General features: G+C 68.5%; 19 protein-coding genes. 10 read left to right on the plus strand and 9 right to left on the minus strand.

Translation table 11 applies throughout. The annotated features are described in order from the left end of the window. Positions 1 to 138: 138 nt before the first annotated feature. Positions 139 to 1,404: an MFS transporter gene (locus tag CFN17_RS05960; RefSeq protein ID WP_208750421.1), complete on the minus strand. Its 1,266-nt coding sequence runs from the start codon at positions 1,402 to 1,404 to the stop codon at positions 139 to 141. Between the two features lie 154 nt (positions 1,405 to 1,558). Between CFN17_RS05960 and rraA the strand changes: the two genes are divergently transcribed. From rraA to CFN17_RS05975, 3 genes are all read left to right on the plus strand, one after another. Then, on the plus strand, positions 1,559 to 2,035 hold the full coding sequence (gene rraA, locus CFN17_RS05965) for a ribonuclease E activity regulator RraA (protein ID WP_395926381.1): 477 nt from the start codon (positions 1,559 to 1,561) through the stop codon (positions 2,033 to 2,035). A gap of 133 nt (positions 2,036 to 2,168) precedes the next feature. Beyond that, entirely contained in the window at positions 2,169 to 3,827 is a 1,659-nt protein-coding gene (locus CFN17_RS05970) for an MDR family MFS transporter (RefSeq protein ID WP_208750423.1), read from the plus strand. Positions 3,828 to 4,085: 258 nt separating this feature from the next. Continuing rightward, positions 4,086 to 5,534, plus strand: coding sequence for a sugar porter family MFS transporter (locus CFN17_RS05975; RefSeq protein ID WP_208750424.1), 1,449 nt, complete (start codon positions 4,086 to 4,088; stop codon positions 5,532 to 5,534). An 89-nt stretch (positions 5,535 to 5,623) separates the two neighbouring features. Here CFN17_RS05975 and CFN17_RS05980 read toward each other — a convergent pair whose 3' ends face one another. The 5 genes from CFN17_RS05980 to CFN17_RS06000 form a co-directional block, all read right to left on the minus strand. After that, positions 5,624 to 6,850, minus strand: a complete 1,227-nt coding sequence (locus CFN17_RS05980) for an MFS transporter (protein WP_208750425.1) — start codon at positions 6,848 to 6,850, stop codon at positions 5,624 to 5,626. 37 nt (positions 6,851 to 6,887) lie between these two features. Beyond that, entirely contained in the window at positions 6,888 to 7,337 is a 450-nt protein-coding gene (locus CFN17_RS05985) for a MarR family winged helix-turn-helix transcriptional regulator (RefSeq protein WP_208750426.1), read from the minus strand. A gap of 213 nt (positions 7,338 to 7,550) precedes the next feature. Continuing rightward, positions 7,551 to 8,699 (minus strand): mannitol-1-phosphate 5-dehydrogenase, encoded by a 1,149-nt coding sequence (locus tag CFN17_RS05990; RefSeq protein ID WP_208750427.1) that lies wholly within the window; start codon positions 8,697 to 8,699, stop codon positions 7,551 to 7,553. Next, on the minus strand, positions 8,699 to 10,675 hold the full coding sequence (locus CFN17_RS05995; RefSeq protein WP_208750428.1) for a PTS mannitol transporter subunit IICBA: 1,977 nt from the start codon (positions 10,673 to 10,675) through the stop codon (positions 8,699 to 8,701). Before CFN17_RS05995 ends, CFN17_RS05990 begins: the two co-directional genes overlap by 1 nt. 54 nt (positions 10,676 to 10,729) lie before the next feature. Further along, complete coding sequence (locus CFN17_RS06000; RefSeq protein WP_208750429.1) at positions 10,730 to 11,458, minus strand: TetR/AcrR family transcriptional regulator; 729 nt, start codon at positions 11,456 to 11,458, stop codon at positions 10,730 to 10,732. 184 nt (positions 11,459 to 11,642) lie between these two features. On the opposite strand from CFN17_RS06000, the gene ptsP reads away from it, so the two are divergent. From ptsP to CFN17_RS06015, 3 genes are all read left to right on the plus strand, one after another. Beyond that, entirely contained in the window at positions 11,643 to 13,328 is a 1,686-nt protein-coding gene (gene ptsP / locus CFN17_RS06005) for a phosphoenolpyruvate--protein phosphotransferase (RefSeq protein ID WP_208750430.1), read from the plus strand. Between the two features lie 93 nt (positions 13,329 to 13,421). Beyond that, positions 13,422 to 13,853: a helix-turn-helix domain-containing protein gene (locus CFN17_RS06010; protein ID WP_208750431.1), complete on the plus strand. Its 432-nt coding sequence runs from the start codon at positions 13,422 to 13,424 to the stop codon at positions 13,851 to 13,853. Between the two features lie 90 nt (positions 13,854 to 13,943). Further along, entirely contained in the window at positions 13,944 to 14,195 is a 252-nt protein-coding gene (locus tag CFN17_RS06015) for a hypothetical protein (RefSeq protein WP_208750432.1), read from the plus strand. Between the two features lie 6 nt (positions 14,196 to 14,201). Here the strand turns inward: CFN17_RS06015 and CFN17_RS06020 are convergent, their stop codons facing one another. After that, the gene (locus tag CFN17_RS06020) at positions 14,202 to 15,422 is read right to left on the minus strand and encodes a CdaR family transcriptional regulator (protein ID WP_208750433.1); all 1,221 of its coding nucleotides are present in this window, start codon (positions 15,420 to 15,422) and stop codon (positions 14,202 to 14,204) included. Positions 15,423 to 15,667: 245 nt separating this feature from the next. Here CFN17_RS06020 and ald point away from each other — a divergent pair, with 245 nt between their 5' ends. Then, positions 15,668 to 16,786, plus strand: a complete 1,119-nt coding sequence (ald, locus tag CFN17_RS06025; RefSeq protein ID WP_208750434.1) for an alanine dehydrogenase — start codon at positions 15,668 to 15,670, stop codon at positions 16,784 to 16,786. Positions 16,787 to 16,873: 87 nt separating this feature from the next. On the opposite strand, the gene CFN17_RS06030 is transcribed toward ald, so the two are convergent. Together CFN17_RS06030 and CFN17_RS06035 are read right to left on the minus strand one after the other, a co-directional pair. Continuing rightward, positions 16,874 to 17,959: a Gfo/Idh/MocA family oxidoreductase gene (locus CFN17_RS06030; RefSeq protein WP_208750435.1), complete on the minus strand. Its 1,086-nt coding sequence runs from the start codon at positions 17,957 to 17,959 to the stop codon at positions 16,874 to 16,876. Between the two features lie 10 nt (positions 17,960 to 17,969). Further along, a complete protein-coding gene (locus CFN17_RS06035) occupies positions 17,970 to 18,602 on the minus strand; it encodes a TetR/AcrR family transcriptional regulator (protein ID WP_208750436.1) in 633 nt (210 codons plus the stop codon). 127 nt (positions 18,603 to 18,729) lie between these two features. Here CFN17_RS06035 and CFN17_RS06040 point away from each other — a divergent pair, with 127 nt between their 5' ends. The 3 genes from CFN17_RS06040 to CFN17_RS06050 all read left to right on the plus strand — a co-directional run bounded on the left by CFN17_RS06040 (position 18,730) and on the right by CFN17_RS06050 (position 21,279). Further along, positions 18,730 to 19,293, plus strand: coding sequence for an NAD(P)H-dependent oxidoreductase (locus CFN17_RS06040; RefSeq protein WP_208750437.1), 564 nt, complete (start codon positions 18,730 to 18,732; stop codon positions 19,291 to 19,293). Positions 19,294 to 19,481: 188 nt separating this feature from the next. Then, positions 19,482 to 20,774 (plus strand): PLP-dependent aminotransferase family protein, encoded by a 1,293-nt coding sequence (locus CFN17_RS06045; RefSeq protein WP_208750438.1) that lies wholly within the window; start codon positions 19,482 to 19,484, stop codon positions 20,772 to 20,774. A gap of 76 nt (positions 20,775 to 20,850) precedes the next feature. Then, positions 20,851 to 21,279 (plus strand): universal stress protein, encoded by a 429-nt coding sequence (locus tag CFN17_RS06050; RefSeq protein WP_208750439.1) that lies wholly within the window; start codon positions 20,851 to 20,853, stop codon positions 21,277 to 21,279. Positions 21,280 to 21,294: the final 15 nt, after the last annotated feature.

Below are 21,294 nucleotides of genomic sequence, written 5' to 3' on the forward strand. Positions count from 1 at the left end.
CCGGGGGTCGTCTCTCTCGGCAGCCGGGAACGAACCCCACAGCGCTGCCGCGGCAATTGCCGTCCACTATACGCCACCAAACCGGGCGTCCGGCCAGTCAACCGGGGCTTCGGCGTCCCCGGGGAGGGCGGGTGCGGCTCAGTCCACGCCCTTGATCTTCACCACGAATACGGCGCCGAGGAGCCCGATCGCGGCAGCGGCCACATAGAGGGACACGTAGCCTCCCCAGAGGGCCACGAACGGGAACGCGATGAGCGGGGCGAGCACCTGCGGCAGTGAATTGGCGATGTTGATGACGCCCAGGTCCTTGCCCCGGTTCAGCGCAGTGGGAAGGACCTCGGTGATGAGGGCGAAATCCACCGCCAGGTAGCAGCCGAAGCCGAGGCCCAGCACGGACGCCCCGGCCAGCGCCCCGGGCCACGTGGGCGCGAACGCGAGAATGAGGGAAGCCGCGGCGATCACGGCGGACGAGATGATGACCAGCGGTTTCCGGCGGCCCATCCGGTCGCTCAGCCGCCCGCCCGCGACGCTGGTGATGATGACCATGACCGCGTACAGGCCGGTCAGGATCAGGACGCCCAGCTCGGGCTCGATGCCTTGGGTTTCGCGGACCCGGACGGCGTCGGTGAGGAAGAACAGCAGGTAGAGGGTGATCATGTGGTTGCCGATGTTCACCAGCAGCCGGGTCAGCCAGGCCCAGGCGAAATCAGGATGGCGGGCCGGGGAAATCCAGAAGCCCCGGACAAACCCGGCCAGGCTGAACGGCGGGCGGGCCCCCGCGGGCAGCGGGACGTCGTCGTTCCGGAAGAAATACAGCACGACGCCGGCGAGCAGCGCGAGCGCGCTGACAAGGTATCCCGCGGCGAAGTTTCCAGTGACGGCGGCGGCGATCACCGCGCCGGCCAGGATGCCGACCGTCTGGCCCATGGCCGCCAGGCCGCCTACCGTGCCGCGCTGCGGAACGGGCACGCGGTCCGGGATCGCCGCCGTGATGGCCGCGTAGGCGCCGTTGCAGCCGGCCTGGACCAGGCACCAGAGCAGTGTCATGACGGCGACGTTCGGGGCGCCGGCCAGCGCGATCAGGGCCGCGGCGCCCAGGACGGCGCCGGCGACCACCCAGGGGACGCGCCGGCCCCGGCGCGAGGTGGTGCGGTCGCTGAAGGCGCCGCAGAGGGGGTTGGCCACGAGCGAGACTGCGGCGCCCGCACCCGTCACGAGGGCCAGGATGGCCTCCTTGTCGGGTTCGCTGAAGGCGGCCGCCTGCTGGCCCATGAGCACCTGGAGCGGGCCGAAGAACGCGGCGTTGATCCCCACGTTGACGAGCACGACGCCCGCGGTCCATATCGGGCGGACGCGGCGGTCAGGTTCGGCGAGCGCCGGCGCGGTGGTCTCGGACATGCTCATGGTTCCCCCGGAACTGATGTGCTGAATCTGATGTATCAGTGCGGTGCCAGACTACCGCGGGCAGCCTGTCAGCAGTGGCACGCGGGCCGTGCATGTGCGAGTCTCGGGGATGAGCCCCGCTGTCAACGCATCCAGCCAAACCCAAGGAGTGACCGTGACCGTTTCCGTCGTCAATACCGCAGACCTCTACGATGAGCGCGGCGCGGACCTGGACTCCGTGTCCGTGCAGTTCCAGTCGCTGGGCGGCCGCACCCACTTCAGCGGCCCGGTGCGGACCATCCGGTGCTTCGAGGACAACGCGCTGGTCAAGTCCGTGCTGGCCACTCCCGGGAACGGCTCCGTCCTGGTGGTCGACGGCGCCGGATCCCTCCGCACCGCGCTGATGGGGGACCTGATCGCGGCGAGCGCCGTCGCGAACGGCTGGGCCGGCGTCGTGATTAACGGTGCGATCCGGGACCGGACCGCCATTGCCGGGCTGCCGCTCGGGGTTAAGGCCCTGGGCAGCAACCCGCGCAAAAGCGCCAAGGAGGGCGCCGGGGACGTTGACGTGCCGCTGGAGATCGACGGCGTGGCCATCCGCCCCGGCGCGATGATCTGGTGCGATCCGGACGGGATCCTGGTCGAAAGGTAAGGACTTTCTTCGCTGAGGACATTTTCGGTGAGGACATTTTTCGCCGGAAGGTAGTGGCGGGAACATTTCAGCCCGTAACATAGTTACTGAAAGCAACTATCAGCTTTCCCCCACACTTCCCCCTGGAGCAGTCATGTCCAAAACCACCTCCGTGCGCGCCGCAGGAGAGGTCCTGACCCACCGTCAGACCGTCACCGTCATGGTGGGACTCATGCTCGGCATGTTCCTGTCCTCGCTGGACCAGACGATCGTGTCCACCTCGATCTACACGATCGCGAACGACCTCGACGGCCTGTCCCTGCAGGCCTGGGCCACCACGGCTTACCTGATCACCTCCACCGTGAGCACGCCGCTCTACGGCAAGCTCAGCGACATCTTCGGGCGCCGCCCGCTGTACCTGATCGCCATCCTGATCTTCCTCGCCGGTTCGCTCTACGCCGGATCGGTCCACTCCATGACCGAGCTCGCCATCGCCCGCGGCATCCAGGGCATGGGCGCCGGCGGCCTGCTGGCCCTCGCCCTGACCATCATCGGCGACATCGTGGCGCTCAAGGACCGCGCCAAGTACCAGGGCTACTTCATGTCCGTTTTCGGCATCTCCTCCGTCCTGGGTCCGGTGATCGGCGGTGCCTTCGCGGGCACCGAGACCATCCTCGGGATCGACGGCTGGCGCTGGGTGTTCCTCATCAACCTGCCGATCGGGATCGCCGCCCTCACGGTGGTGTTCATGTACCTGCACCTGCCGGCCAAGCATGTGAAGCAGAAGATCGACTACTGGGGCGCCGCGGCCATCACCCTGGCGATCGTCCCGCTCCTGCTCGTGGCCGAACAGGGCCGCACCTGGGGCTGGACCTCCGCCAACGCCTACCTCTGCTACGCGCTGGGCGTCGTGGGCATCATCGCGTTCCTGCTGGCCGAAAAGCGCGCCGGCGACTACGCCCTGATCCCGCTCCGGCTCTTCCAGAACATCACCTTCGGCCTGTCCTCACTGCTGAACTTCATCATCGGCATCGGCATGTTCGGCGCCATCGCGATGCTGCCCATGTACCTGCAGCTGGTCAAGGGCCTGACCCCCACCGAGGCCGGCCTCATGATGATCACCTTCACCGTGGGCATCCTCAGCGGTTCCATCACGGCCGGCCGGACCATCTCGTCGTCGGGCACGTACCGGATCTTCCCGATCCTGGGCACCGCGGTCCTGACCGCCGCCGCCGTCGTCATGGGCCTCTCCCTCGGCGTCGACACGCCGCTGTGGGTTCCGGGCGTCATTGCCGTGTTCTTCGGCCTGGGCCTGGGCTTCTGCATGCAGCCGCTGACCCTGGCAATGCAGGTCTCCGTGCCGTCGAAGGACATGGGCGTGGGCACCTCCTCGGCCGCGTTCTTCCGCTCGATGGGCGGCGCGGTCGGCACGGCCGTGTTCATCTCCATGCTCTTCAGCCTCGCCGCGGACAAGATCGCCACCGGCATGAAGGACGCCGTGCAGAACGCGGACTACCTCAAGGTGCTCAAGGACCCGGCAGTGGCGGCCGACCCTGCCAACGCCAAGCTGTACGACTTCTTCAAGAACGGCGCCAGCAACGACTCCCTGAACGACACCAGCTGGCTGCACACCGCCAACCCGACCCTGACCCGCCCCATCACCGAGGGCTTCGCCCAGTCGATCGACGCCGTCATGCTCACGGCGGCCGTGCTGACCGGCGTCGCGTTCCTGATCACCTTCGCCCTGCCGAACAAGAAGCTCACGGACCCGAAGACCATCGCTAAAGAGAGCGCCGCGGCCGCCGCCCACTAGGCCCGGCCGAAAACCTCCGCACCCGCGTCACGGCAGTCAGTCTTTGGACTGGCTGCCGTCGCCGTTTCCACGGAAAACCGGGGCGGGGCGCCGGCGCCGGCCGTGAAAGCCTGCGCCGCGTGACACGCCGGCCGCCGCCCACGAGGAATGTAAGCTTTCTCTCATTCTTGGCCCCTGTGACCGGCGCCGCAGCGGGTCCGGTGTAAGACTGGGTAGCTGCGGCACGGGCCGCGAACCGAGATTTGCCGAGGGAGCCTTATGACCACCACCCAGGACCAGACCACCGCCAAGATCCCCAAAAGGGTGATCTGGCTGGCCGTGGCGGGCGCCGTCGGCGGCTTCCTCTTCGGTTTCGACTCGTCGGTGGTCAACGGTGCCGTGGACGCCATCAAGGAGGAGTTCGCGCTCAGCGAGGCCGTGACCGGCTTGGCCGTGGCCGTCGCCCTGCTCGGCTGCGCGGCGGGCGCCTTCCTCGCCGGCAAGGTGGCCGACCGCTACGGCCGGATCCCGGCCATGAAGCTCGGCGCCCTGCTCTTCCTGGTCAGCGCCATCGGCACCGGCTTCGCGTTCGGCGTCTGGGACCTGATCTTCTGGCGCCTCGTCGGCGGCCTGGGCATCGGCCTGGCCTCCGTGATCGCCCCGGCGTACATCTCCGAGATCTCTCCGCGCCACGTCCGCGGCCGCCTGGCCTCGCTCCAGCAGCTCGCCATCACCACCGGCATCTTTGCCGCCCTGCTTTCCGACGCCGTGTTCGCCACCACCGCCGGCGGCGCGGACCAGAACCTGCTCGGCATCGAAGCCTGGCGCTGGATGTTCCTTGCCGGCGCCGTGCCCGCCGTCGTCTACGGCTGGATCGCGTTTACCCTGCCGGAATCCCCGCGGTTCCTGGTGTTCAAGGGCAAGGACGAGGAAGCCCTCAAGGTCTTCAAGTCGATCGCCCCGGGTGAGGACACCGACCGCCACCTGCGCGAGATCAAGCAGGCCATCGAGGAGGACAAACTCGCCGGCCAGAAGGGATCCCTCCGCGGCAAGGTCTTCGGCCTGCAGGCCGTGGTCTGGATCGGCATTATCCTCTCGGTCCTGCAGCAGTTTGTCGGCATCAACGTGATCTTCTACTACTCCACCACCCTGTGGAAGGCCGTGGGCTTCCAGGAAAAGGATTCGCTCACCATCTCCGTGGCCACCTCCATCACCAACATCCTGGTGACGCTGGTGGCGATCGCGCTCGTGGACCGGATCGGCCGGCGCCCCATCCTGCTCGCCGGCTCCATCGGCATGGCCGTCTCGCTGGGCACCATGGCCCTGGCCTTCGGCTCGGCCACCGGGTCCGGGGACGCGATCACGCTGCCCGGCGCCTGGGGCCCGGCCGCCCTGGTCGCCGCCAACGTGTTCGTCATCAGCTTCGGCGCCTCGTGGGGTCCGCTGGTGTGGGTGCTCCTGGGCGAAATCTTCCCGTCCCGGATCCGGGCCCGCGCCCTGGGCCTGGCCGCCGCCGCCCAGTGGATCGCCAACTTCGCGATCACCCTGAGCTTCCCGGTCATGGCTGCCGCCTCGCTGCCCCTGACGTACGCCATGTACGCGCTGTTCGCCGCGGCGTCGTTCTTCTTCGTCATGTTCAAAGTGCCCGAAACCAACGGCATGTCCCTGGAGCAGGCCGAGACGCTGTTCGTGCCCAAGGGGTCGGCGAAGAATTCCGCCCGGGCCTGAGCCCGTCCCTGAACCTGCAGGGGTAACAACAGGGGTAACAGAAACGCCCATGCTCCGCGGAGCATGGGCGTTTCTGGTGTCCGGGCGGGCTAGACGACGTGCGGTTCGTGCGCCGCGAGGTACCGCCGGCCGCCGAAGACCACGGCAATCGCGACCACCATCGCCAGCGCGCCTGCGTAGAACGGCACCTGCGGGCCGAAGTGCTCACCCAACTGCGCGGCGGCGAACGGCGCCAGGGCCCCGCCCATCCAGCGCACGAAGTTGTACCCGGCGGAAGCCACCGGGCGCGGCGAATCCGAGACGCCCATGGCCAGTTCCGTGTAGATCGTGTTGTTAATGCCCAGGAGCGCCCCGGACAGCACCACAAGGACAACGACGGCGGGCACCGAGTGCCCCGCGGCCAGGCCCAGTCCCACGAGGTCCAGCATCAGCAGGGCCAGGGTGCCGGTGAGGACCCGGACGGCCCCGAAACGGTTCTGCAGCACGGGCGCCACGAACACCGAGAAAACGGCGACGGCGACGCCCCAGCCGAAGAACACCCCGCCGATCCCGTAGGCGTCCATCCCCAGGATGAAGGGCGTGAAGGCCAGGACGGTGAAGAAGCCGTAGTTGTAGAACAGGCCGCTGGCCGCCGTCGTCCGCAGTCCCCTGTGACCCAGGGCGAGCAGCGGGTCCCGGAGCCGGACCTTGCGTCCGGGCAGCGGGGTCCTGGGCAGCAGGGCAATGAGGGCGATGAAGGCCGACGCCATGAGCGCGGCGGTGCCGAAGAACGGTGCGCGCCACTGCCAGCCGCCCAGCACGGCCCCCAGGAGCGGGCCGAGCGAAATGCCCAGGCCAAGGGTGGCCTCGTAGAGGATGATGGCCGTTCCGGCGCCGCCGCTCGCGACGCCGACAATCACCGCCAGGGCGGTGGCCACGAAGAGGGCGTTGCCCAGTCCCCAGCCGGCCCGGAAGCCGATGAGTTCACCCACGCTGCCGGAGGTGCCGGACAGCGACGCGAAGACCACGATCACGGCCAGCCCGATCAGGAGGGTGCGCTTTCCGCCGATCCGGGACGAGACGTACCCGGTGATCAGCATGGCCACGGCGGTCACCATGAAATAGCTGGTGAAGAGCAGTGAGACCTGGCTCGGCGAGGCGTCGAGGTTCTTGGCGATCGCCGGCAGGATGGGGTCCACCAGGCCGATGCCCATGAAGGCGAACACGGCCGCGAGAGCCGTCGCCCACACCGCCTTGGGCTGTTTGAGTAGTGAGGCCTTCTCGGCCTCGAGGGTTTGTTCGGCTGCCGGCAGGGTGTCGGCGGGCTGGCCGTGCATGGGGGCACTCCTCAGCTGTTGTTGGTTCGCCTGGATCTCAGGCCTGAAGCGTTGAATTGATTTTGCCGATCACCGGCAGGGCTGCCGCGAGGGCGGCGCGGTCGTCGGCCGACAGGGTGGCCAGGATGCCGGCCATGACGGCGTTGCGGCGCTCGTTGGCGGCGTCGACGGCGGCGCGGCCGGCCGCGGTGAGGGTCACCCGGACGGCGCGGGAGTCGCTGGGGTCCGGTTCGCGGCGGGCGAGGCCGGCGCGTTCGAGCTTGATGATCTGCTCGGTGGCGCTGGGCACCCTGACGCCGAGGTTCCGGGCGATCTCGCCCACCCGGACGCCGTCGCCGGTCAGCATCTTCAGCGTGCTCAACTGGGCGGCGCTGAGTTCGCCGTCGGCGTCCAGCCGGCGGACCAGGTAGATGCTGTGGCGGAGGGCCTCGCGGAAATCCTGGGCGAGGACAAGGAGGCCGGGATCTGCCGGTTCACTGACGTTCATACTTAGGTACCCTAACAGTTAGGCAACCTAAGATCAACCGTCCGATCCTCCCGCACTTTCTGCACGAAAAACGCGGACCCTCCCTCACATCCGGTGAGGGAGGGTCCGCGTGTGCCGGGTCAGTGAGGGAGCGTCGGCCGAAAGCCCGCAGGACCTGAGGGAGGGTCGGCCGAAAACCCGCAGGACCTGAGGGAGGGTCGGGGGTTGGGGCGGTTAGACGACCGCCTTAGCTTCCTCAATGAGGGAGGAGACGGCGGCGAAGAGCGGGTGGCCCGGGGCCAGGCCCGTGATCTTCTCCGTGGCCTCGTCGGGCGTGGACGCGGACAGGATCTTCGCCAGCTCCACGGCCTCGGCGTCGGCGGGATCGTTGAACCGCAGGGCCGCGGCGATCGCCCCGAGCAGCGCTTCCGGGACAATTCCGCGTTCGGCGAGCTCGGCGGCCGGCCCGATGAACCGTTCGTGCCGGCTGAGCTTGCGTAGCGGGGCCCGGCCCACCCGGGCGACGGTGTCCGGCAGGTGCGGGTTGGAGAACCGGCCGAGGATCTTCTCCACGTAGGCCTCCTGCTGCTCGCGGTTGAAGCCGTGCTTGGCCACCAGCAGTTCCTTGGTTTCGTCCAGGACGGCGCGGACGTCGGCGGCAACGTCCTGGTCGGCCATGGCCTCGGAAATCTTGCCCAGTCCCGCCTCGAATCCGAAGTAGGCCGCCGACGCGTGCCCCGTGTTCACCGTGAACAGCTTCCGCTCGATGTATGGCCCGAGGTCGTCCACGAAGGTTGCCCCCGGGATGGCCGGCTCTTTCCCGGCGAACGGGGTGCGGTCGATCACCCACTCGTAGAACGTCTCCACCGTGACATCCAGGCCCTGCCCCGCTTCCTGGTTGGGCACGATCCGGTCCACGGCCGTGTTGGCGAACACGGCGGCGGCGTCAAGGTCGCCGGCTGCCGGGTCCCATTGGGCCGTGACTTCTGACTTCAGGATGTCGGTCGCGTTGATGGCGTTCTCGCAGGCCATGACCTGCAGCGGCGCCAGCCCGGCGGCGCGGGCCGCAATGCCCTTGGCGATCAGGGGCGCCACGAACTTCAGGATGTGCGGCCCCACCGCGGTGGTGACGATGTCCGCCGTCGCAATTTCCGCAACGACGTCGCCTTCCTGGGTGCCGGAGTTCAGGGCGCGGAAGTTGTCGACCGTACGGACGGCGGGGCTCTCCCCCACTTCGTGGACCTGGTAGCTGTCCGCGGCGGCCAGCCGGGTGATGAGGGCGTCCGCGACGTCGGCGAACACCACCTCATACCCTGCCTCGTGCAGCAGCAGGCCCACGAACCCGCGGCCGATGTTCCCGGCTCCGAAATGAACAGCCTTCACTAGGAGTTGACCTTTCCAAAGAGGGCCAGGACTTCCTCCACCGTGGTGGCCGCCTCAAGCTGCGCCACCTGCGCCTTGTTGGTGAAGACCTTGGCGATCGAGGCCAGGATCTGCAGGTGTTCGTTGTTGACGCCGGCCACGCCGACCACGAACTTCACTTCCTTGCCGTTCCAGTCGATGCCGTTCGGGTACCGGATCACGGACACCGCGGACTTCATGATGTGGTCCTTCGCGGCGTTGGTGCCGTGCGGGATGGCGAGGTAGCTGCCCATGTACGTGGAGACGGATTCCTCGCGTTCGTGCATGGCGTCCAGGTAGCCGGAGTCGACGGCGCCGCGGTCCAGCAGGAGCTGCCCGGCCTCGTCGATCGCGGCGTCCCGCGTGGTTGCGGTGCCGCTGAGGACGACGCTTTCGGCGACCAGGATGCCGGCGGGACCCGCTTCGGGCCCGGCCTCTGCAGGCGCTTCGGCCGCCGCGGCGGCCGGGACTTCGGCCCCCGCGGCTTCGGGGGCCGCTTCGCCGTCGGTGTTGCTGGCCTTGACCAGTTCCACGATCTCGTCGTACCGCGGGCTGTTCATGAAGTTGTCCACCGAGACGTGGACGGCGCTGGCGGTGGCGGGCTTGGCCCGTTCCGTCAGGTCCTGGTGCGTGATCACGACGTCGTAAGTGTCGCTGAGGTTGGCGATGGCCGAATTGGTGACCTTGACGTCCGGGAAGCCTGCGGCCTTGATCTTGTTGCGGAGCACGGAGGCGCCCATCGCGCTGGAGCCCATACCTGCGTCACAGGCAAAGACGATGTTCTTGATCGGGGTCGTGAGGACGGCGACGCCGCTGGCGCCGACGCCTTCACCGATGAGGGCGGAGGAAACGGAGCTCTTCTTGCCCTTCAGGGCCTCCATCTTGTGGGTGGCCTGGTCGAGGTCGTCTTCGGCGGGCGCCTTGCTGGCCTTCAGGATGACCGAGGCGATGAGGAAGGACACTGTGGTGGCGAACAGCACCGAGAGGGTGACGCCGACATAGCTGTCGCGTGCGGTGGCGGCGTAGACAGCGATGATGCTGCCCGGGGCGGCCGGGGACCGGAGTCCGGCGCCGGTGACCACCAGGGTGAAGATGCCGGTCATGCCGCCGCCGATTGCGGCGAGGATCATGATGGGCTTCATCAGCACGTACGGGAAGTAGATCTCGTGGATGCCGCCGACAAACTGGATGACGGCTGCGCCAGGGGCGGATGCCTTCGCGAGTCCCTTGCCGAAGAACGAGTAGGCGAGCAGGATGCCGAAGCCCGGACCGGGATTGGCTTCGAGCAGGAACAGGATGGACTTGCCCTGCTCGAGCGCCTGCTGGGTGCCCAGCGGGGTGAGGATGCCGTGGTTGACGGCGTTGTTCAGGAACAGGACTTTTGCGGGCTCGATGAAGATGCTGGTGAAGGGCAGCAGGCCGTTGATGACCAGGAATTCGACGACGGCGCTGGCGCCGTTGCTGAAGGCCTTGACGACCGGGCCGACAACCATCATGCCGACGACCGCCATGATGGCGGCCAGGATGCCGGCCGAGAAGTTGTCGATCAGCATTTCGAAGCCGGGCTTGACGCGGCCTTCCCAGATCTTGTCCGCCTTCATCATGAGCCAGCCCGTGAGCGGGCCGAGGATCATGGCGCCGATGAACATGGGGATGTCAGTACCGACGATCACACCCATGGTGGCCACCGCACCGACCACGCCGCCACGCACGCCGTAGACCATGCGGCCGCCGGTGTAGCCGATCAGCAGCGGGAGCAGGTACGTGATCATCGGCCCGACCAGCTTGCCGAGCTCCTCATTGGGGAAGAAGCCCGCCGGGATGAACAGGGCCGTGATGAAACCCCACGCGATGAACGCGCCGATGTTCGGCATGATCATGCCGGACAGGAACGTCCCGAATTTCTGGACGTGTACGCGCGCACTGGTACGTGGTTTCGCAACTGTCTCTGTTGCCATGTGAATTCCTAACCGTCGTTCCCGCTGCTTTGCAGGATGGATATTTTCGCCGAGCTAGCTGGTGGAGCTGGTGGAGATCCGGTGGAGCCATTCGAGAAAGAGCTTGAGTTCCGAACTGGAGAGCTGGTCCGAGTGGGACGCCTGGAGTGCTGCGTTCAGGGCAATAGCCGCCACGACCACGGAGGATTTTCCGCCGTCGTCAGCCGCGTTGTTCCGGGCCTGATCGGTGGAGACCGCAAAGATCATGGCGTCGCGGGTCATGGCGGACAGCTCGAGGTTGCGCTCGGGCGCCTTTTCCGCGATCAACATGAGGGTCACGCCCACGTTTGCGGCCAGAATACTCCTGGCCGCCTCCCGGGGCGGGACGTTGAGCTGGCCGGCCACAGCCGCCTTGTTGAGCATCTCCTCCATGAGGGCCTCGGCGTCGGCGACGATCGCCGGCCGGCTCTCAGGGCGAATATTGCCAAACATGACGAGGTAGAGTTCCGGCTGCTTCAGCCCGAACTGCACGTGGTTGTCCCACATCCTCCGGATGTCCTCCAGCGGCTGGCCAGAGGGCGCGAAATCGCGTTCGCCCGCGACATATTCGTCGAAACCTGCTGCGACGACGGCGTCGAACAGCCCTTCCTTGTCGCCAAAGTGGTGATAGAGGGTCGGTGCCGTAACACCGGCCAGCTGCGTGATCTGGCGGGTCGAAACTGCCGATCCGCCCGAGTTGGCCAGCAGCTCGGCGGCCGCACGCAGCAGCCGGGCCTTGGGTGGTAGCTGGCCATCGATACTCATAGCCGCTACCCTAGCACCTATAGCAACGCTATATGAACTGCATCACATACAATTTTTCCAGATGCCGTGATCCGCCGCTGACGTAGCCGTCAGCCGCCGGCACGAGTGGCCGGCAGGATCAGCGGCGGCACCTGGTTTACCGGCTGAGAGGCCACTGGCCTACAACAGAGAATGAGGACCTTCAGTGCAGAACTTCCCAGGAGTAGGCGTGAGCCCCGGCCGCATCATCGGTACCGTCCGGCAGATGCCCAAACCGATCAGCGAACCCCCCGCCGGAGAGCAGCTGCCCGCCGGAGTCACGGCCGAGGAGGCCACGGCGGCGCTGAAGGCGGCGGCGAAGGCTGTCCACGACGAGCTCAAGGCCCGCGCCGAGACCGCCAGCGGCGACGGCAAGGCGGTCCTTGAGGCCACAGCGCTCATGGCCACGGACACGATGCTGCTCAAGTCCGCCACCAAACTGATTGGCCGCGGAACCTCCGGGCAGCGGGCCATCTGGGAAGCCGGCGCGTCCGTTTCGGAAATGCTGCACAACCTGGGCGGCTACATGGCCGAGCGCGCCACCGACGTCCTTGACGTCCGGGCCCGGATCGTGGCGGAACTGCGCGGCGTTCCTGCGCCCGGCATCCCGGTCTCCGAGGCGCCGTTCATCCTGATCGCCGAGGACCTTGCCCCGGCCGACACCGCCACCCTTGACCCGGAGAAGATCCTGGCCCTGGTCACCGCCGGCGGCGGCCCGCAGTCCCACACCGCGATCATCGCCCGTTCCCTGGGCCTGCCGGCAGTGGTGGCCGCCGCCGGCGTCGACGAGCTCGCCGACGGCACCGAGGTGTATGTCGACGGTGCGGCCGGCCTCATCACGGCCGGACCCGGGGAAGAGCAGCGTGCCGCCGCGGCCCACTGGGCCGCCACCGCCTCGCTGCTGTCGGCCTTTGACGGGACGGGCACGACGGCGGACGGCCACCTCGTTCCGCTGCTCGCCAACGTCGGCGGGGCCAAGGACGCCGTGACCGCCGCCGGCCTGAACGCCCAGGGCGTGGGACTGTTCCGCACCGAATTCTGCTTCCTGGAACGGGACACCGAACCGACCGTCGAGGAGCAGGCCGCCGCGTACAAGGGCGTCTTCGATGCCTTCCCCGGCAAGAAAGTCGTGCTCCGCACGCTTGATGCCGGCGCGGACAAGCCGCTGCCGTTCCTCACCGATGCCACCGAGCCCAACCCGGCCCTGGGTGTGCGCGGCTACCGGACCGACTTCACCACCCCGGGGGTCCTGGAGCGCCAGCTGCAGGCGATCGCCCTGGCCGAACAGGCCTCCGAGGCCGACGTCTGGGTCATGGCGCCGATGATTTCCACCGCCGAGGAAGCCGCCCGGTTCGCTTCGCTGTGCGCCGCCGCCGGCATCAAGACCCCCGGCGTCATGGTGGAGGTTCCGTCCGCCGCCCTCACCGCCGAGGCCATCCTCCGCGAGGTCGGCTTCGCGAGCCTGGGCACCAATGACCTCACCCAGTACGCCATGGCCGCCGACCGCCAGCTCGGCCCGCTGGCAGCCCTGAACACCCCGTGGCAGCCGGCCGTGCTGCGGCTCGTCGGCCTGACCGTGGAAGGTTCGGCGGCCGAGGGCCACAAAAAGCCCGTGGGCGTGTGCGGCGAGGCCGCGGCGGACCCGGCCCTCGCCGTCGTCCTCACCGGCCTGGGCGTTACCACGCTGTCCATGACGGCGCGGTCTATCGCGGCGGTGGCCGCCGTGCTGAAGACCGTCACCCTGGCCGAGGCGCAGGAGCTGGCCAAGCTGGCCCTCTCGGCGCCGAGCGCCACGGAGGCCAGGGCCTGGGTCCGGGCGAAGCTGCCGGTCCTGGAGGACCTCGGTCTCTAAATCGCGGGCTGTAAGCAGCGGATCCGCCGGCGGCCCCGCCGGCGGATCCACCGCCTGACCCACCCCTTGGGAGGCAGCCGCTAGGATGCACTCATGGCACTGATAGCCCCCCGGGTGACGGCCGGCCTCCCGGCCGAGGACGCGCAGAAGCTCAAGTATGCCCTCGACGGCAGCCACGACATCACGGTGTTCGTGGACGGCACCGTCCACCGCCTGCCGCCGGAGGCGCGGGACGCCGTCGTCGACCTGCTGGGGCGCTTCAGCCGGGGTGAGGCCGTCACGGTCAGCAGCGTCGAGGAGATGCTGACGACGTCCCGGGCAGCGGAGCTGGCGGGGATTTCGCACACGTATCTGCGGAACATGACCGACCGCGGCGAGATTCCGGTGGAATACCGGGGAACGCACCGGCGGATCCGGCTGGCCGACATCATGGCCTGGCTGGAAACGCAGCAAAAGCCGCATGCGGACAAAACCGGTGCGGGCGCGCCTGCCGCCGGCGATGCTGCGGCCGCCGATATTTCATGAACCGCGTGCTTCATGAAGCAGTGATAAGGATCAAGCAACGATCGCGCTGCACCGCCGAAACACGGAAAGGCCGCGGGTTACCCTTGAATCGTGGGTAAATTCAGAGGATGGCACATCGTGGCAGGCATCGCCGCCATGCTGTTCGCCGGCTTCATTGGATCCGCGATGGGCCTGAACAACACCGCCACCTTCATGGCCAGCGGCGTCGCGTTTGTTGCGGTGTCGCTTTGGGTGGACAGCCGGATGTCCCGCCGCCGGCGCGCGGTCCGCGGTTCCGGGCCCGATGCCGGCCAGGACGCCGGCATTGCCCTGGACGCCGACGCCTCCAAACGCGAAGGCTAAGCGCGGCTAGATCCGGGGCCGGGCCGCCCAGCGCCGCGCCTTGAGCGCGGCGTGGAGTTCCAGCCGCACCATCCCCTTCAGCGGGTCCACGCCGAGCACCTGGCGGATCCGGCCGAGCCGGTTGTAGATGCTGCTCCGGTGGAGGTGGAGCTTGGTCGCGACTTCCTGGACTGAGCCGTCGTTGTCATAGAACAGCTCCAGCACCGGCAGCAGCTCATGGTTGCGGTCGTGGTCCTCGAGGAGTCGGAAGTACACGGACCCGGCGTCCGCCCAGGCGCCCGCACCGCCGCCGGCTGAGGCCAGGACTTGGTAGACGCCGGTGGCCCGGCAGTCGACGAGCTCGCCGAGCTGCGGATCGACCGCCGCGGCCTGGGCCGCCTGCCGTGACTGCCGGTACGCTTCGGCGAGTTCGCGCGGCTTGGCGAAGCCCTCGCTCGTGCCCAGGATGATCCGCCGGACGGTGCGCCCGGAGCGTTTGGCCAGTTCCAGCCGGTAATGGACCAGCACCTGGGCGTGGTCCGCGCGGCCGGTGGATTCCTTGAAGAGCACCACCGCGTGGGTCTCCGTGCCGGCGCTGAACAGTGCGGCGTCCACGCCGATGGTGGCCTGCAGCGCCGCGGACCGGTGGATGAGGGTATCGGCGATGGGGTCCGAGCCTCCGGCCCAGCCGTCCGCGTCCAGGACGGTCACCAGCTGCCAGGGTCCCTTGCCCTGGACCTCCTTCCAGCCCGCCACGGCCGCCACCGCGTTGGCCTCCCCGGCGCAGGCGGCCAGGAACTCCTGTTCGCGCCGGCGGCGGAACTCGGACTCGGCCGTGTTGGAATCCAGCAGCAGGGAGGAGAGCTGTTCCAGCTCCCGGGCCACGTCGGGCAGCTGGGCCAGGACGGTCGCGGCGCTCGGTTCCTCGGGATCGAGCTGGACCCACAGGTACCCGACCCGGAACCCGCGCACCAGCAGCGGCACGCACACCCGGCCCAGCATGCCGAGGTCCGCGTTGGCCGGGACAACCACCGGCCGCACCGCCGTCGCGATCCCGTGCGAGAGCTGCCACGCAATGACATCCACCGGGACGCGCTTGCTGAGCAGGAAGTTCACCCGGACACGGTCGGCCTGGGACTGGTTGGAGCTGTAGGCCAGGAGCAATCCGTCGAGATCCTCAAGGGACAGGCCGCGGCCCAGCCGCTGCGCCACCTGCTCCACGAGCTGCTCCACGTCCTGCTGCTGCATCCTGCCAGATTACTGCCCCGGATGGCCGGGCAGCGAATGCGTCCGCAGACGGACACGAGCCGACACCTGACGCCCGCTGTTTCGACAAATGTCTACCGCCGGCTGCGAAAAACCCCGGAATGACAGGGAAGACGCCGCCGCCCGGACCGCTGCTCCTGTCGCCTACCTCACAGCCGGATCTATTCTGGAAGTACGAAATCCCCCGCTCATCCAGGCCCATGAGGCCGCCAGCACTGGAGCAAAAAATGATCATCGGTGTCCCCAAAGAGATCAAGAACAACGAATTCCGCGTCGCCATCACGGCAGCGGGCGTCCACGAATTCCGCACGCACGGCCACGTGGTCCTCGTCGAGCGCGGCGCAGGCCTGGGCTCGGGCATCACGGACGAGGAATACGCCATCGCCGGCGCCGAGATCGTTGCCGAAGCTGACGACGTCTGGGCCCGCGCCGACATGGTCATGAAGGTCAAGGAACCGGTCAAGGCCGAATACCACCGCTTCCGCAAGGGCCTGATCCTCTTCACCTACCTGCACCTGGCCGCCGAGCCGGAACTGACGCAGGAACTGATCAACTCCGGCGTCACCGCGATCGCCTACGAGACCGTCCAGGAGGGCCGCGCCCTGCCGCTGCTGGCCCCGATGTCCGAGGTTGCCGGCCGCCTCTCCGTCCAGGTCGGCGCGACCTCGCTGATGGCCCCGGCCGGCGGCAAGGGCGTGCTGCTCGGCGGCGTCCCCGGCGTCCGCCCGGCCAAGGTGGTTGTCCTCGGCGCCGGCGTTGCCGGCACCAACGCCGCCGCCATGGCCCTGGGCCTCGGCGCGGACGTCACCATCCTGGACATCAACATCAACCGCCTGCGCGAACTCGACGCCCAGTACCAGGGCCGCCTGAAGACCGTGGCGTCCAACGCCTACGAGATCGAAAAGTCCGTCGTCGACGCCGATCTCGTGATCGGCTCGGTCCTGATCCCGGGTGCCAAGGCCCCCAAGCTGGTCACCAACGAGCTCGTCTCCCGGATGAAGCCGGGCTCGGTGCTGGTGGACATCGCCGTGGACCAGGGCGGCTGCTTCGAGGACACACACCCCACCACGCACCAGGAACCGACGTACAAGGTCCACAACACGATCTTCTACTGCGTGGCCAACATGCCCGGCGCCGTGCCGAACACCTCCACCTACGCCCTGACGAACGTCACGCTGCGCTACGCCGTCTCGCTGGCCAACCTCGGCGTCAAGGCAGCCTTTGAGCGCGACGCCGCCCTCGCCGCGGGCCTCAACATCGCCGGCGGCAAGGTGGCACACCGCTCGGTCTCCGAGGCGCACAACCTGCCCCTCGTCGCCGACTGGCACGAGCTCGTCTCCGCGTAAGTTCCACCGGCATCGGCTGCTCCGCAACCGCCCTTCTGGACCCTCAGAACGGCGGCTTGGGAGCAGCCGATTGTCGTTTAAGGCCTTCTAAGCCAGCGACCGGGCCTGCTCGATGAGCCGCAGCACCTCCACCGGGCCGGCGGGGTCGACCGGCACTGGCAGGGCCGAGGCGGCGCCGCCGTCGGCGATCTTGGCCGCCAGGATCCGGTAGAACTCGGGGTAGGCGCCGCGTTCGGTGGGCAGCCGGTCCAGGTGCCCGTCGCGGCCCAGCAGGCCGGCCCAGTCCGGGTCCTCGACGCCGTAGGCGGCGTCCAGCGGGCTGCCGCCGGCCACGATGTAAGGCTCCTGCGGGTCCACCCCGTGCTTCGTGAACCCTCCCCCGCTGCCGAGGATCCGGTACCGCGGCCCCTGCTGGGCGCACAGCATGTTCATCCACAGGTGGCTCGTGACGCCGGATACGTGCCGCAGGGCCACGAAGACGTCGTCGTCCGCCTGCTCCCCCGGCCGCCGGGCCGCCAGCTCCGCGTGCGTGACCTGCGCCGGGCCGAAGAGCTGCAGGGCCTGGTCCAGCAGGTGGGTGCCGAGGTCAAACAGCACCCCGCCGCCGTCGTCCGCCGTCGCGGCGGCCTTCCACGCCTTGGAGACCTCGGGCGACCAGCGCTCGAAGCGGGACTCGAACCGGGTCACCGGACCGAGGGAACCCGAGCCCACCAGGGATTTCACGGTGAGGAAGTCCCCGTCCCAGCGCCGGTTCTGGAACACGGTCAGCACCCGGCCCAGCCGCGCGGCGAGGTCGATGAGCGCCTGGCCCTCGGCGCTGCGCACGGCGAAGGGCTTGTCGACGACGACGTCGAGGCCGGCTTCCAGCGCAGCTTTCGCGAGCGGGTAGTGGGTGGCGGGCGGCGTGCCGAGCACCAGCAGGTCCAGTCCGCCGGCCAGCTCCAGGATGTCGGCCGGGGTGTCGACGATTTCGGCCGCGGGGTAGGCGGCTGCGGCGGCGGCCTGCCGGCCGGCGTCGGACGTGGAGATGACTTCCAGCGAATAGGCGGGGTTGGCGGCGATGAACGGGGCGTGGAACACACTGCCCGAGAGGCCGAAACCGGCGACGGCGGTGCGGATGGGCCGGGCTTGGCGGCCGGTCGCTGGATCATTGCTCGCTGGATCGATGCTCATGGTGCCTACGCTACGCCCCGGCCACGACGCGCGTGACGAGTTCCCGCCAGGTTTCCACGAGCCGCTCGGGTGCGACCGCGTGCACGCGCACGGTGTGCAGCAGCAGTTCCGGTTCCAGCGCCGCGGCCAGGGCCGAGGCCATAAGCCACGGGTCCGCCGATACCCCGGCCTCGCGCAGCAGCATCTCGAGGTGGCGCCGCCAGAGGACGGCCGGCGGAACGTCGAACCGGTTGTGGACCGACGTGTCGGCGGCGCGGGCCAGTTCCCCGAATTCCAGCGTCCAGGAAATCCGCGCCTCCCCTACGGCGATGAGACGGTCCAGGGGCGGCGCGCCGGGACCCACCGGAGGCGGGCCGAACATGAACCGGCCCTGGAACTCGGCTTCGGCGCCGCTGAGGAGCTCCAGCATGAGTCCGGCACGGCTGCCGAACCGGCGGAAGACCGTGCCTTTCCCGACGCCGGCGCGCTGGGCCAGCCGGTCCATGGTGAGCGCGTCGGCGCCGGACTCCTCCACGATTTCCCTGGCCGCGCAAAGCAGGAGCTCCCGGTTGCGCGCGGCGTCCCGGCGCTCGGACTCGGCGGCGCGCCCGGCGGCGCGGCCTGCCCCGGGCTGGGCGCCGGGGCGGATCGGGATGAGGCTCACACCGCTGATTCTAGCCCCCGGGAATAGAAGCGGACCGCGGTCCGTTTAGTCTGGGTGAAGGCCCCCAAAGCCTCCACGACCAGCCAGCCGCCGGAACCGCCCGGCGGCGTGACGCCTAGGAGCACACATGTCCAAGAAGACCGTCCTCACCCTCGTCGGCAGCCTGCGTGCCGGCTCGACCAACCAGCAGCTCGCCGAAGCCATCAAGCTCAACGCGCCGGAGCAGGTCGATGTGGTTATCCACGAGAGCCTGGGCAACATCCCGTTCTATAACGAGGACATCGACGTCGAAGGCCAGGTCCCCGCGGCGGCCGCCGCGCTGCGTGCCGCAGCCAACGACGCCGACATCATCCTGCTGGTCACGCCGGAGCACAACGGCACTGTCCCGGCATCCCTGAAGAACGCCATTGACTGGCTGTCCCGCCCGTTCGGCGCCGGCGCCCTGGCCGGCAAGCCCACCGCCGTCGTCGGCACGGCCTTTGGCCAGTTCGGCGGCGTCTGGGCCCAGGACGAGGCCCGCAAGGCCGTCGGCATCGCCGGCGCCCGGGTCCTCGAAGACGTCAAGCTGGCCGTTCCCGGCTCGATGGTCCGCTTCGCCGAGGTCCACCCGAAGGACGACGCCGAAGTGGTCGAGCAGATCAAGGGCGTGTTCGACGCGCTGGCCGAGGCCCGCACGGCGGACGCAGCCTAGTCCGGCCGCGCAACCGAACCCGCAGCGGCACCCCGAGGCCCCTGGCAGCTCCGGCTGCCGGGGGCCTTGCGCTGCAGAGACGCGCCCCGGACGAGGCCGGTCCCCACCGGTCCCCGGACAACCCCAGGAAGCGCATTTTCAAAAACAATCGTTTCCTTGGGGACAACATGGGTAGTATCCTTGGGTTTGTGACCCACGAAACACTTGATGCCGCCGCAGCAGTACTTCCGGCCGAGGCCATTGACGCAATCGAACGTGCGGCTACGTCCGCCCACCGCCACGAGATCCTGTTCTCGGAGCGCGCAGCAAATATCAAGCAGTCGGCAGTCCGGGACGTCTTCGACATCTCCATGCGCCCCGGACTCGTGTCCCTCGCCGGCGGCAGCCCCTACCTGCAGTCCCTGCCCCTGGAGCGACTGGGCCAGACGGCCGCGAAAATCATTGCCGAGCAAGGGATGACCGCACTGCAGTACGGCGGCGGCCAGGGCACCGAGGAACTGCGCAGCCAGATCTGCGAGGTCATGGCGGCCGAGGGCATCTTCGACGCCGACCCCGCCAACATCGTGATCACCGCCGGCTCGCAGTCCGCCCAGGATGTGGCCACGAAGGTCTTCTGCAACCCGGGCGACGTGGTCCTCGTGGAGGATCCCACCTATGTGGGCGCCCTCAACACCTTCGAGGCCTACCAGGTGGAGGTCGAAACGGTGCCGATGGACGGGGACGGCATCGTTCCCGGGCAACTCGCGGCGAAGATCGCGGCGCTGCAGGCCGCCGGCAAGAACGTCAAGTTCCTGTACACCATTCCCAGCTTCAACAACCCGTCCGGCATCACGCTGTCCGCGGACCGCCGCCAGGCCGTCGTGGATATATGCCGCGGTGCGAATATTTTGGTGTTGGAAGACAACCCCTACGGGCTCCTCCGCTTCGACGGCAAGCCGCTGACCCCGCTGCGCGCGGCGAACCCGGACGACGTCATCTACATGGGGTCCTTCTCGAAGATCTTCGCCCCTGGCCTGCGGATCGGCTGGGCCCTGGTCCCGGCCCACCTGCAGCGCCGCTACTACCTGGCCTCGGAGGCCGTCACCCTGTGCCCGCCCACGCTCAACCAGATGCTGGTCTCGGCCTATCTGCGCGACTACGACTGGCGGGGCCAGATCGAAACCTACCGCGGGCTGTACCAGGAACGCTGCGAAGCCATGCTGGCCGCGCTAGCCGAGTACATGCCGGACGGGCTGAGCTGGACACGCCCCGACGGCGGCTTCTTCGTGTGGGTCACGCTGCCCGACGGAGTGGACACATACCCGCTGCTGAAGAAGGCGATCGACGCCGGCGTCGTCTTCATCCCCGGGGCGGCCTTCACGCATTCGGACGAACCGTCCAACAAGCTCCGGCTGGCGTTCAGCGCCGTGCCGCCGGACTCGATCCGGGAAGGTGTCCGGCGCCTCGCGCCGGTCCTGCGGGACGCTATCGCCGCCCGGTAAACCGAACAGCAGCGCCCAATGAAGACCAGTAGCGGCAACTGAACATCAGCAGCGGCCATTAACAGAGGAGCGGTTCATGACCGGAATTATCGTTGTCGGCGTTGACGGCAGTGAGACTGCCCTGCGGGCGGCACGCACTGCGCTTGACCTCGCAGTACCCCTGGGGGCCACCCTGCATGTGGTCAGTGCCTTCGACAGCGACAAGACCGAGGTGATCAGCAGCGGCGGCGACCAATGGATCGTCTCCGACGCCGGCAACGCGGAGAAGGTCGCCCGGACGGTTGCGGACAGCCTGCGCCGCCCCGACATCAACATCACCTACGCCGCCGCCCGCGGCAAGCCCGCCGAGGCCCTCATCCGGGAGGCCGAACGCACCGCGGCCCGGATGATCGTGGTCGGCAACCGCCGCATGCAGGGCATCGGCCGCGTCCTGGGGAGCGTTGCGAACAGCGTGGCCCACAACGCCCCCTGCGACGTCTACATCGCCAAGACCGACGCCGACTAGGCCCTGGCTCTGGCC

Source organism: Arthrobacter sp. PM3 (assembly GCF_003352915.1).
Taxonomy (GTDB): domain Bacteria; phylum Actinomycetota; class Actinomycetes; order Actinomycetales; family Micrococcaceae; genus Arthrobacter.

Bases quoted from the DNA above. Each gene is read 5' to 3' on its own strand.
- CFN17_RS05960 (WP_208750421.1), bottom strand. From the start codon at position 1,404: ATGAGCATGTCCGAGACCACCGCGCCGGCGCTCGCCGAACCTGACCGC.
- CFN17_RS05970 (WP_208750423.1), top strand. From the start codon at position 2,169: ATGTCCAAAACCACCTCCGTGCGCGCCGCAGGAGAGGTCCTGACCCAC.
- CFN17_RS05975 (WP_208750424.1), top strand. From the start codon at position 4,086: ATGACCACCACCCAGGACCAGACCACCGCCAAGATCCCCAAAAGGGTG.
- CFN17_RS05980 (WP_208750425.1), bottom strand. From the start codon at position 6,850: ATGCACGGCCAGCCCGCCGACACCCTGCCGGCAGCCGAACAAACCCTC.
- CFN17_RS05985 (WP_208750426.1), bottom strand. From the start codon at position 7,337: ATGAACGTCAGTGAACCGGCAGATCCCGGCCTCCTTGTCCTCGCCCAG.
- CFN17_RS05995 (WP_208750428.1), bottom strand. From the start codon at position 10,675: ATGGCAACAGAGACAGTTGCGAAACCACGTACCAGTGCGCGCGTACAC.
- CFN17_RS06000 (WP_208750429.1), bottom strand. From the start codon at position 11,458: ATGAGTATCGATGGCCAGCTACCACCCAAGGCCCGGCTGCTGCGTGCG.
- CFN17_RS06010 (WP_208750431.1), top strand. From the start codon at position 13,422: ATGGCACTGATAGCCCCCCGGGTGACGGCCGGCCTCCCGGCCGAGGAC.
- CFN17_RS06020 (WP_208750433.1), bottom strand. From the start codon at position 15,422: ATGCAGCAGCAGGACGTGGAGCAGCTCGTGGAGCAGGTGGCGCAGCGG.
- ald (WP_208750434.1), top strand. From the start codon at position 15,668: ATGATCATCGGTGTCCCCAAAGAGATCAAGAACAACGAATTCCGCGTC.
- CFN17_RS06030 (WP_208750435.1), bottom strand. From the start codon at position 17,959: ATGAGCATCGATCCAGCGAGCAATGATCCAGCGACCGGCCGCCAAGCC.
- CFN17_RS06040 (WP_208750437.1), top strand. From the start codon at position 18,730: ATGTCCAAGAAGACCGTCCTCACCCTCGTCGGCAGCCTGCGTGCCGGC.
- CFN17_RS06050 (WP_208750439.1), top strand. From the start codon at position 20,851: ATGACCGGAATTATCGTTGTCGGCGTTGACGGCAGTGAGACTGCCCTG.